The organism is Bacillus sp. S4, assembly GCF_040838205.1.
GTDB classification, from domain to species: Bacteria; Bacillota; Bacilli; order Bacillales; family Bacillaceae_G; genus Bacillus_A; species Bacillus_A cereus_U.
Genome location: NZ_JBFPJI010000114.1, coordinates 1 through 10,625 on the forward strand (window position 1 = coordinate 1; position 10,625 = coordinate 10,625).

Genomic DNA, 10,625 nt, shown 5'->3' on the forward strand with positions numbered 1-10,625 from the left:
GGTTAAAGTATTTTGCATAGAAAAAAACATTGCAAAATCTTTTTGTTTCCACTATACTAATGTTTGTCATAACGTTTGGGTAATCGCTGCAACGCCAACGTTGTAGAGGAAAGTCCATGCTCGCACAGCCTGAGATGGTTGTAGTGTTCGTGCCTAGCCAAGTCATAAGCTAGGGTATTCTGGCTGTGAGGCTGGTTTAACGGCAGGGAAAAAACCTAAGTCCTTTCGGATATGGTTTGACTACCTTTAAAGTGCCACAGTGACGAAGTCCTTGAAGAAATGATAGGAGTGGAACGAGGTAAACCCCACGAGCGAGAAACCCAAATAATGGTAGGGGAATCTTTTCCAAGGAAATGAACGACGGAAAAGGACAGGTTTTCGTAACCTGTAGATAGATGATTACCACCGGAGTACGAGGCGTGGGCCGTTTGCAGTACAAAGGAACAGAACATGGCTTACAGAACGTTATGAACCAACTATGAAATAACTCAGCTCTCCTTTGTTAGAGGAGGGCTTTTTATTTGTATGAAGTTATAAGTTGTGAGTTAAAATGGTAAGTGAGAATATTCTTCGTAATATGTGATAATTAATAGGACAACATGTTATTAATTATTGTTTGATTATACATAAGAGGTGAATGAAAATGGGAAAAGTTACTTTAATTGCAACAGCGGCAATGGGTATTGAAGCGTTAGTTGCCCGAGAAGTTCGCGATCTTGGTTATGAATGTGAAGTGGAAAACGGAAAGGTAACGTTTGAAGCGGATGAAAAAGCGATTTGTCGTACGAATTTATGGTTACGTACTGCAGACCGTGTGAAAATTAAAGTCGGCGAATTTAAAGCAACAACATTCGATGAGTTATTTGAAAAAACAAAAGCGTTAAACTGGGGAGATTATATTCCAGAGAACGGTGAATTCCCTGTTATTGGGAAATCTTTGAAATCAACATTATTTAGCGTTTCAGACTGCCAACGTATTGTTAAAAAGGCTGTTGTTGAGAAATTAAAAACAACGTATAGACGCACAACTTGGTTTGAAGAAGATGGTCCGTTATTCCGTATTGAAATTGCAATGTTGAAAGATATTGCAACGTTAACAATCGATGCGAGTGGTGTAGGTCTTCATAAACGTGGATACCGTCTTGAGCAAGGTGAAGCGCCTTTAAAAGAAACATTAGCTGCGTCTTTAATTAAGTTAACAAACTGGAAGCCGGATCGTCCTTTCGTTGATCCTTTCTGTGGATCTGGTACAATTCCAATTGAAGCTGCATTAATTGGACAAAATATCGCACCAGGATTTAACCGAGGCTTTGCATCGGATGAATGGGGCTGGGTTGGTAAACAAAATTGGCGTGAAGCTCGTCAAGAAGCTGAAGATTTAGCAAATTATAATCAACCATTGCAAATCATTGGATCAGATATCGATCACCGTATGATAAGAGTTGCCCAAGATAACGCAGATGAAGTTGGATTAGGGGATCTTATATCATTTAAACAAATGCAAGTAAAAGATTTCACGACAAAAGAGGAATATGGCTATGTTGTAACGAATCCTCCATACGGAGAACGTTTAAGTGAAAGAGCGCTTGTTGAAAAATTATATAAAGAAACGGGAGAGGTATTCCGCCCATTAGATACGTGGTCAATGTATTTATTAACAAGTTATGAAGCATTTGAGAAGTGTTACGGAAAAGATGCATCGAAAAAGCGTAAACTGTTTAACGGATTTATCCGTACAGATTACTATCAATACTTCGGAAAACGTCCACCGCGTAATTCATAGTATAAAACTCCTCCAGCGCGCATATACTGGCTATTATGTAATGCGTAAAGGAGGAAGTGATATGGATAGTTTCCAATTATCAATGATTCAAAAAGCTATTCACCGTACGTATGATGAGCTCGGAAAAGAAGTGGATAGTCAAGGTGCGATTGTAGATGAAATACAAAAAGCGCAGGAAGAATATTTGTCAGCTCTTTCACATGAAACAGCGATTGATAAACGGTATTTAAAGTCATTAATATAGAAAAAAATTTTCCTTTTTCGAAAGGGAAATTTTTTTTCGTGTATTTCTATGTATTGCAACAGGGGAAAGTGGCTGCACACATGTGAGTAGCAGTTGCTATATCTTTTTATAGAAAAACTGTTTGGTTGGAGGCTAAGGATGTTTACTGAGAATAGGTTACCATTTGAAGTAGGGAAACAAGATAATTTTTATGATAAGTTGAATGAGTGGATTGGAGATGTGTTTTACGACATTCTTCCGGAAAAAGGCTTTGAAGAGCGTGATGAACAGATTTTTATGGCGTTTCAGTTAGAACGCGCTTTCCAAGAGAAGAAAGTTATGTTTGCAGAAGCAGGTGTAGGAACAGGGAAAACAATTGTATATCTTCTATATGCAATTTGTTATGCACGTTATACAGGGAAGCCAGCTATTATCGCTTGTGCAGATGAAACGTTAATTGAGCAGCTTGTGAAAGAAGAAGGAGACATTGCTAAGTTATCTGAAGCATTAGGGCTATCTGTTGATGTTAGACTTGCGAAATCAATGGATAATTATTTATGTTTGCGTAAACTTGAAGATGTTATGAGTGGACGAGCTCCAGAAGTAATTGAAGATGTATATTACGAATTACCTCAGTTCGTATTCGATCATGGTACGATGCAGAACTTTACTCACTATGGTGATCGAAAAGAATTTCCACTGTTAAATGACGAGGAATGGTCAAAGGTAAACTGGGATTACTTCCAAGATTGCTTCACTTGTGATTCTCGTCATCGTTGTGGTCAAACACTTTCTCGTGAACATTATCGTAAAGCTGCAGATTTAATTATTTGTTCTCAAGACTTCTATATGGATCATATTTGGACATATGATGCACGTAAACGTGAAGGGCAAATTCCGTTATTACCAGAAAGTAGCTGCGTTGTATTCGATGAAGGACATCTTGTAGAGTATGCAGCTCAAAAAGCTTTAACGTACCGTTTAAAACAAACGATGATGGAGCAACTTTTAACGAGATTATTACAAAACGATATTCGTGAAGAGTTCGCACATTTAGTAGAAGAAACAATTTGGCAAACTGAACAATTCTTTGGGGTACTACAAGAGAATAAAAAGGAAATTGAAGGTTCTGATCGTTTAGAAATTACTGTGACAGAAAAGGTAACTGCAGAAGCGAAAAGACTTTATGCGAAAATCGGTGAAGTCGGTGATGCATTAGTATTTGAAAGTGAAATGCATACAGTAAACACATACGATTTAAATATTGTTGATGAGCATTTAGATGTGTTAGAGCATTCACTTCGTCTTTTCATGCACGAGAAAAATGTAATTACGTGGGGTGAAGAAAGTGATGGTGCTTTCACGTTAGTTATTATGCCACGTGCAGTTGAAGAAGTGTTACAAGAAAAAGTATTCTCGAAGAAAATTCCGTACATTTTCTCATCTGCAACATTATCGGATAACGATTCGTTCGCATTTACAGCAAATAGTTTAGGGGTAAAAGATTATTTATCATTCTCAGTTGCCTCACCGTTTGATTATGAAGAGCAAATGGCAGTAAACTTACTATCGCATACGAAAGAAAATGAATGGGAAAGAAAGTGTCAATATACACTTGAAAATATCCAGAAAACAAATGGACGTACGCTTGTATTATTCCGTACAATGCAAGAACTTGCAGCGTTCAAAGAGTATGTAAGTAAAGAGCAAATGTCAGTTCCGTTCCTATATGAAGGAGATCAAGAAATTAGTCAGCTCGTTTCTCGTTTCCAAAATGAAGAAGAGACTGTACTTTGTGCCGTTCATTTATGGGAAGGTTTAGATATTCCTGGTTCATCATTATCACACGTTATTATTTGGTCATTACCATTCCCTCCAAACGATCCTGTGTTTGAAGCGAAGCGTAAACATGTGAATGATCCATTCTGGGACGTAGATGTGCCTTATATGATTTTACGTCTTCGCCAAGGAATTGGACGTTTAATTCGTACAAGTGAAGATAAAGGTGCTATATCATTATTCTTATCAGATAATGAAGATGAAAAAGTGATAGAAGCAGTGAAGAAAGTGCTTCCGGTAGAAGGAAAAGTACTTTAAGCGAAAAAATGTTGTAGGGAAAAGCTTGGCACTTGCCAAGCTTTTTTTTTCTATTAGAAAAGGAATTTATGTTTTAATGTCGAAATAAGGTTGAGGTAGAAAAAGGAGGTTTTTTTATACTATGACAGTTGCTACATATGAAGTAGAAAAACAATTTTTAACATATGTGAAGAAGATAGAGAATTATGGAGAAGCATTAAGCTTAATGTTTTGGGATTTAAGAACAGGTGCACCAAAGCAAGGAGTAGACCAGCGTTCAGAAGTAATTGGAATGCTTTCATCCGAAGTGTTTGTGATGTCGACTTCAGATGAGATGGGGAACTATTTAACTGAACTAGAATCTTTAATTGTTGAAAATAAACTTTCTGAAACGACAAAGAAAATGGTTGAAGAGTGTCGTAAAGAATATGATAGAAATAAGAAAATTCCACAAGCGGAATATGAAGCGTATGTGAAATTAGAAGCGAAAGCGGAAAGTGTATGGGAAGAAGCTCGCGAAAAATCTGACTTCGAAATGTTCCGTCCGTATTTAGAAAAAATTGTTGAATTCAAAAAGAAGTTTATTACATATTGGGGTTACGAAACGTACAAATATAACACGCTATTAGACATGTATGAGCCGGGAATCACAGTAGAAGTGTTAGATCATGTATTTGGTCAACTGCGTGAACGTATCGTTCCGCTTGTGAAAGAAATTTCTGAGTCTAAAAAAGAATTAAAAACAAATGCTTTATCCGAACATTTTTCAAAAGAAAAACAAAAGAATTTTACTTTAGAGTTATTAAAACAATTGAACTATAACTTTGAAGCGGGTCGTCTTGATGAAACGGTACATCCTTTTGAAATTACATTAAATAGAGGGGATGTTCGTATTACGACTCGTTACGATGAGAAAGACTTCCGTATGGCTGTTTTCGGCACGATTCATGAATGTGGTCATGCTGTATATGAGCAAAATGTTGCAGAGGAACTAGAAGGAACACCGCTTTGCAGTGGAACATCAATGGGAATTCACGAGTCACAATCGTTATTCTTTGAAAACTTCATTGGCCGTAATAAGTCGTTCTGGAAGAAAAACTATGATTTGTTAAAGCGATATAGTGACGGTCAATTTGACGGCGTATCAGTAGACGAGTTTTATGATGCGATTAATGAGTCAAAACCATCCTTTATCCGTATAGAAGCAGATGAACTTACATATCCGCTTCATGTTATGGTTCGCTATGAGCTGGAGAAAGAATTATTTGATGGCACACTGCAAGTAAAAGATTTACCAGCGGCATGGAATGATAAGATGGAAACTTATTTAGGTATTCGTCCAGAGAATGACGCACAAGGTGTATTACAAGACGTTCACTGGGCTGGCGGTTCGTTTGGATATTTCCCATCTTATGCGCTTGGTTATATGTATGCAGCGCAATTTAAACAAAGGATGCTAAAGGATATTCCAAACTTTGATGCATTATTAGAAGAAGGAAACGTGACACCAATTCGTGAATGGTTAACAGAGAATATTCACCAATACGGCAAAACGAAAAAACCACTTGAAATTTTAAAAGATGTGACAGGTGAAGGTTTAAATGCAAACTACTTAGCTGATTATCTAGAAGCTAAATATAAAGAGATTTATGAGTTATAAAACAGGAGCTGCTTAATTGCAGCTCTTTTTTATGAGGGAGTGAGAGAAATGGGCTATATGTTTACAGTAATGTCGCAAGCGGAAGCAGAAGAAATTGCATACAACTGGCATTATGAAGGGGAGTATTCTTTTTATGATATAGAGGCAGATCAAGAAGATTTAATGGAGTTTTTAAATGCTCATATGAGAGGAAATACTACATTTGTCGTGAAAGAAAACGATAGTATAATTGGCTTCTTTAGTTTTGGTAAAATAAATAATCAAACGATTGATATAGGACTTGGAATGAGACCTGATATAACAGGAAATGGATTAGGTTTACAGTTCGTAAAAGCTGGATTAGATTTTAGTAAAGAAAAATATAAATGTGACTATATAACATTATCAGTAGCGGCATTTAATGAAAGGGCAATCAAAGTATATAAAAAAGCAGGGTTCGAAGCAGTTGGGACGTTTATTCAAAAAACGGATGGCAGTTGTTTTGAGTTTTTGAAAATGAACTATATATGTAAAAATGATTAAGAAACAGAAAGGGGCTTCTGTTTTTTTATTTTGATGTAATTAGAAGTTTTGAAATTTTGGAAGAGGATGTGTATGATTGAAGTTTAGTAGCAAATAGCAAGTTTAGTAAGGAGAGGTAGAGGTAGTATGATTACAATTAAAACGAAAAATGAAATAGATTTGATGCATGAATCGGGGAAGTTACTAGCTTCTTGTCATAGAGAAATCGCAAAAATGATGAAACCAGGTATCACTACACAAGAAATTGATACGTTTGTTGAAGCATATTTAGAAGAGCATGGTGCCAGATCCGAACAGAAAGGGTATAACGATTATCCATACGCAATATGTGCATCTGTAAACAATGAAATGTGTCATGGGTTTCCAACAGATGTTCCTTTAAGTGAAGGAGATATTGTGACGATTGACATGGTAGTAAACTTAAATGGTGCGCTTTCGGATTCTGCATGGACGTATATAGTTGGAGATATTTCTGATGAAGCAAAAAGGTTATTGTTAGTAGCAGAGAGTGCTTTATATAAAGGGATTGAGCAAGCGATAAGTGGTAACCATGTTGGAGATATTGGATACGCAATTGAAAGTTATGTAGCTGCTGAAGGGTTTTCTGTTGCAAGAGATTTTACGGGACACGGAATTGGCAAAGAAATTCATGAGGAACCAGCAATTTTTCATTTTGGTAAGTCAGGGCAAGGACCAGAATTACAAGAAGGAATGGTAATTACAATTGAACCTATTGTAAATGCCGGTATGCGATATTCTAAAGTAGATTTAAACGGATGGACTGCACGGACGATGGATGGGAAATTATCTGCACAATATGAGCATACAATTGTGATTACGAAGGATGGTCCTATCATATTAACGACGTTGTAATATGAAATGTGAAAGTTTGGAAAACTCGAACAAAAACGGTGTTTTCATAAAATTTGTACGTGTTTTTTTCGATAAATGCTTTTCAAAGTGAAAAAAGTGCGTTATAATCCTTCTATAAATAAATAAGTTAGCTACACTCATATAATCGCGGGGATATGGCCTGCAAGTTTCTACCGAAGTACCGTAAATACTTTGACTATGAGTGAGGACGAATATATTTGCTTGTTTAGCATTCTTTTTTGCGAAACTCCAAAAGCACGTCTCTCACTTGTAACGAGTGGTGGCGGCTTTTGGAGTTTTTTATTTGCATAAGAGGAGGAACTAACATGAAAGTATTACACGAAAAGATTTTGAACGAAGGAAAGGTTTTATCTGGTGATGTATTAAAGGTAGATGCATTTTTAAATCATCAAATTGATCCAGTACTTATGCAAGAAATCGGAAAAGAATTTGCTAAGCGTTTTAAAGAAGAGAACATTACAAAAATCGTGACGATTGAATCTTCAGGCATTGCACCAGCGGTTATGGCTGCTTTAGAGCTTGGTGTAAAAGTAGTTTTTGCAAGAAAGCGTAAATCGTTAACGTTACAAGATAATATGTATGTTGCGGAAGTATACTCATTTACAAAACAAGAAACGAACGAGATTTCATTATCTCGAAATCATATTGATGAAAATGATCATGTACTAATTATTGATGACTTCTTAGCAAATGGTCAGGCTGCTTTAGGTTTAATGAATTTAGTAGAGCAAGCCGGGGCAAGTATTGCGGGAATTGGCATTGTTATTGAAAAAGCATTTCAAGATGGAGGAAAGAAGCTGCGTGAACAGGGTGTTCGTGTTGAATCACTAGCAGAAATTGCATCACTTGATAACGGCACAGTTACATTTGTACAGCAAGAAACTGCGGAGGTGAACTAACGATGAAGCAGCACCCATTTAAAATTGCATCGCTTGGCATTCAGCACATGCTTGCCATGTACGCTGGCGCAATTATTGTTCCGCTTATTGTTGGCGGGGGACTTGGTTTAAATCAACAAGAATTAACGTATTTAGTATCGATCGACTTATTGATGTGCGGCGTAGCAACGATTTTACAAGCATTATCAAATCGCTTTTTCGGTATTGGGCTTCCGGTTGTACTTGGTTGTACATTCACAGCGGTTGGACCGATGATTGCAATTGGTAAACAATACGGCGTGTCCTCTATATATGGAGCAATTATTGCTGCGGGATTATTTGTTGTTATTTTCGCGAAATTATTTGGGAAACTTGTAAAACTGTTTCCTCCTGTTGTAACAGGATCTGTCGTTACAGTCATTGGGGTTACACTTGTTCCAGCAGCTATTAATGATATGGCTGGAGGAGTTGGAAGCAAAGATTTTGGAAGTTTAGAAAATTTAGCTTTAGCATTTGGTGTTTTATTATTTATCATTATTATGTATCGTTTCTTTGACGGATTTATCCGTTCAATCTCTATATTACTTGGTCTTTTGTTCGGTACAATCGTTGCGGCATTTATGGGGAAAGTAAGCTTGCAAGCGGTTGGAGAGGCAGATTGGTTCCACGGTATTCAGCCGTTTTACTTTGGTACACCAACATTTGAATTAACGCCAATTATTACGATGATTCTCGTTGCTTGCGTAGGAATTGTGGAAGCAACAGGTGTATATTTTGCATTATCTGATATTTGCAATAAAAAGATCGGTGAAAAAGAATTAACAAAAGGTTATCGCGCAGAAGGATTAGCAATGGTTCTAGGTGGTATTTTTAACGCATTTCCATACACAACATATTCTCAAAACGTAGGCCTTGTTCAATTAACTGGAGTAAGAAATCGCGTTATTATCTATACTTGTGGTGGTATGTTAATTGCTCTTGGGTTTATTCCTAAAATCGCAGCCATTACAACAATTATTCCGAAATCAGTACTTGGCGGTGCGATGTTAGCAATGTTCGGCATGGTAATGGCGTATGGCATTAAAATGTTAAGCAGTGTTGATTTTGGAAAACAAGAGAATTTATTAATCGTTGCATGTTCTGTCGGAATCGGACTTGGTGTTACAGTCGTTCCAACGTTATTCTCACAGCTTCCGGAAAATATTCGTATTTTAACTGATAACGGAATTGTACTTGGAAGTGCATCAGCAGTACTTTTAAATATTGTATTTAATATGGTGCCGCAGCGTAAAGTGAAAGTAAAAGAAGAGCCAGTTCCGATGCAAAGTGCAGTAAGAGAAGCATAGAAAAGCAAGGTCTCATTATGAGACCTTGCTTTTCTTTTTAAGTGGCATCATCTTTCCATACGTACCAAGGCGCCAAATATATTCAAGTGGCCCGTATTGGTAACGAGAAAGCCACCAGCGGCTAATAAAGATTTGTAACGTATAGAAACCAATACAAAATAGAGGCCCTACCCATAATGGAGCGGGATAATAATTTTTGAACAATAGCCCGAATACAAGTAATGTAACAATTGTATGCGTGATGTAATTTGTTAACGCCATTCGTCCGACATATTGGAATGGTCGTAATAATTTTTGCCATCTTTCTTTTTGTAATAAGCGCATGAGTGTGAAAATGTAGAAGATGAATAATGTTTTTCCGCTTATCATCGTAATGCCCATAAGGGTAAATGGTGTATAAGGTTGGTTGTTAATAAAGAAGTGAATCATAATAAACCACATCGGCAATGTTAAAATGAACATAATAATTTGCCATTTTTTTAGTTTTGGATCTAATTCTTTTGCACGACGGAAAATATCTTTTTTACCAGCGTATAATCCGAGTAAAAACAACCCTAGTGTTTCAGGAAGCATAATGAAACTGTTTCCTATTGCTTCCGAATAGAATGAATGGAATCTGTCTTCGATTTGTAAGCCCCAGTTTTCTAACGGTATAATTGCTGAGGAAAGGTCTAATTCATTTAACGGCACTAGTGCCATTAGAAGAGAACCTAATAATGTGAATAATTGCATGAAACTTAATAGTACAATTGACCATATTAAAATAGTACGTGGCTCTCTCTTATAAAATAGAAATAAGAAAAACCCAGTGATTGCATAAGTATGTAAGATGTCTCCATCCCATAAAAGAACGTAATGCAAGAAACCAAACAATAATAAAATGAGAAGACGGCGAACAAACAAAGTTTTTGGACGATCTGTTTTCGCCTCAGCACGATTCATAAAGATATAAAAACCTAATCCGAATAAAAACGAAAAAATAGTATAAAATTTCGTTTGAATAAACATATCGTAAAATAGGCGGATGTAGCTGTCTACTCCTTCGTAAATCCCTGAAATTTCACTTGAGTCAACTCCGGCAATAACTGGCCAGTTAACAAGAAAAATACCTAGTACAGCTATTCCTCTAATGATATCAATTGAGTGTATCCTCTCGCCTTGTGGAATATTTCGTGTCATTATTTTCCTCCTTATTAAGTAAATCCCTTTTATTATACAAAATGTAAGGTGAAGGGTATAGAGG

Annotated in this window: 9 protein-coding genes, 1 other RNA gene and 1 riboswitch; of the genes, 9 read left to right on the plus strand and 1 reads right to left on the minus strand. The window is 36.6% G+C overall.

Annotated elements, in window-relative coordinates:
- Nucleotides 1–71: 71 nt before the first annotated feature.
- The 9 genes from rnpB to pbuX all read left to right on the plus strand — a co-directional run bounded on the left by rnpB (nucleotide 72) and on the right by pbuX (nucleotide 9,382).
- Nucleotides 72–463, plus strand: an RNA gene (rnpB, locus tag AB3X48_RS12780) — RNase P RNA component class B.
- 180 nt (nucleotides 464–643) lie between these two features.
- The gene (locus AB3X48_RS12785; RefSeq protein ID WP_002149278.1) at nucleotides 644–1,783 is read left to right on the plus strand and encodes a THUMP domain-containing class I SAM-dependent RNA methyltransferase; all 1,140 of its coding nucleotides are present in this window, start codon (nucleotides 644–646) and stop codon (nucleotides 1,781–1,783) included.
- A 61-nt stretch (nucleotides 1,784–1,844) separates the two neighbouring features.
- Nucleotides 1,845–2,027: a DUF3921 domain-containing protein gene (locus AB3X48_RS12790; protein WP_000376895.1), complete on the plus strand. Its 183-nt coding sequence runs from the start codon at nucleotides 1,845–1,847 to the stop codon at nucleotides 2,025–2,027.
- Nucleotides 2,028–2,165: 138 nt separating this feature from the next.
- Nucleotides 2,166–4,103 (plus strand): ATP-dependent DNA helicase, encoded by a 1,938-nt coding sequence (locus AB3X48_RS12795; protein ID WP_002158552.1) that lies wholly within the window; start codon nucleotides 2,166–2,168, stop codon nucleotides 4,101–4,103.
- Between the two features lie 121 nt (nucleotides 4,104–4,224).
- Nucleotides 4,225–5,742 (plus strand): carboxypeptidase, encoded by a 1,518-nt coding sequence (gene ypwA, locus AB3X48_RS12800; protein ID WP_016104345.1) that lies wholly within the window; start codon nucleotides 4,225–4,227, stop codon nucleotides 5,740–5,742.
- A 48-nt stretch (nucleotides 5,743–5,790) separates the two neighbouring features.
- On the plus strand, nucleotides 5,791–6,264 hold the full coding sequence (locus AB3X48_RS12805) for a GNAT family N-acetyltransferase (RefSeq protein WP_016104346.1): 474 nt from the start codon (nucleotides 5,791–5,793) through the stop codon (nucleotides 6,262–6,264).
- A 126-nt stretch (nucleotides 6,265–6,390) separates the two neighbouring features.
- Nucleotides 6,391–7,137, plus strand: a complete 747-nt coding sequence (locus tag AB3X48_RS12810) for a type I methionyl aminopeptidase (protein WP_016104347.1) — start codon at nucleotides 6,391–6,393, stop codon at nucleotides 7,135–7,137.
- A gap of 117 nt (nucleotides 7,138–7,254) precedes the next feature.
- Nucleotides 7,255–7,356: riboswitch (purine riboswitch) on the plus strand.
- 107 nt (nucleotides 7,357–7,463) lie between these two features.
- Nucleotides 7,464–8,057, plus strand: coding sequence for a xanthine phosphoribosyltransferase (locus AB3X48_RS12815; protein ID WP_002158546.1), 594 nt, complete (start codon nucleotides 7,464–7,466; stop codon nucleotides 8,055–8,057).
- 2 nt (nucleotides 8,058–8,059) lie between these two features.
- On the plus strand, nucleotides 8,060–9,382 hold the full coding sequence (pbuX, locus tag AB3X48_RS12820; RefSeq protein WP_002135328.1) for a xanthine permease PbuX: 1,323 nt from the start codon (nucleotides 8,060–8,062) through the stop codon (nucleotides 9,380–9,382).
- A 15-nt stretch (nucleotides 9,383–9,397) separates the two neighbouring features.
- Here pbuX and AB3X48_RS12825 read toward each other — a convergent pair whose 3' ends face one another.
- Nucleotides 9,398–10,561: a DUF418 domain-containing protein gene (locus AB3X48_RS12825; protein ID WP_078173014.1), complete on the minus strand. Its 1,164-nt coding sequence runs from the start codon at nucleotides 10,559–10,561 to the stop codon at nucleotides 9,398–9,400.
- Nucleotides 10,562–10,625: the final 64 nt, after the last annotated feature.

Excerpts from the sequence above, each read along its gene's own strand:
- AB3X48_RS12785 (WP_002149278.1), top strand. The coding sequence starts at position 644 with ATGGGAAAAGTTACTTTAATTGCAACAGCGGCAATGGGTATTGAAGCG.
- AB3X48_RS12790 (WP_000376895.1), top strand. The coding sequence starts at position 1,845 with ATGGATAGTTTCCAATTATCAATGATTCAAAAAGCTATTCACCGTACG.
- AB3X48_RS12795 (WP_002158552.1), top strand. The coding sequence starts at position 2,166 with ATGTTTACTGAGAATAGGTTACCATTTGAAGTAGGGAAACAAGATAAT.
- ypwA (WP_016104345.1), top strand. The coding sequence starts at position 4,225 with ATGACAGTTGCTACATATGAAGTAGAAAAACAATTTTTAACATATGTG.
- AB3X48_RS12805 (WP_016104346.1), top strand. The coding sequence starts at position 5,791 with ATGGGCTATATGTTTACAGTAATGTCGCAAGCGGAAGCAGAAGAAATT.
- AB3X48_RS12810 (WP_016104347.1), top strand. The coding sequence starts at position 6,391 with ATGATTACAATTAAAACGAAAAATGAAATAGATTTGATGCATGAATCG.
- AB3X48_RS12815 (WP_002158546.1), top strand. The coding sequence starts at position 7,464 with ATGAAAGTATTACACGAAAAGATTTTGAACGAAGGAAAGGTTTTATCT.
- pbuX (WP_002135328.1), top strand. The coding sequence starts at position 8,060 with ATGAAGCAGCACCCATTTAAAATTGCATCGCTTGGCATTCAGCACATG.
- AB3X48_RS12825 (WP_078173014.1), bottom strand. The coding sequence starts at position 10,561 with ATGACACGAAATATTCCACAAGGCGAGAGGATACACTCAATTGATATC.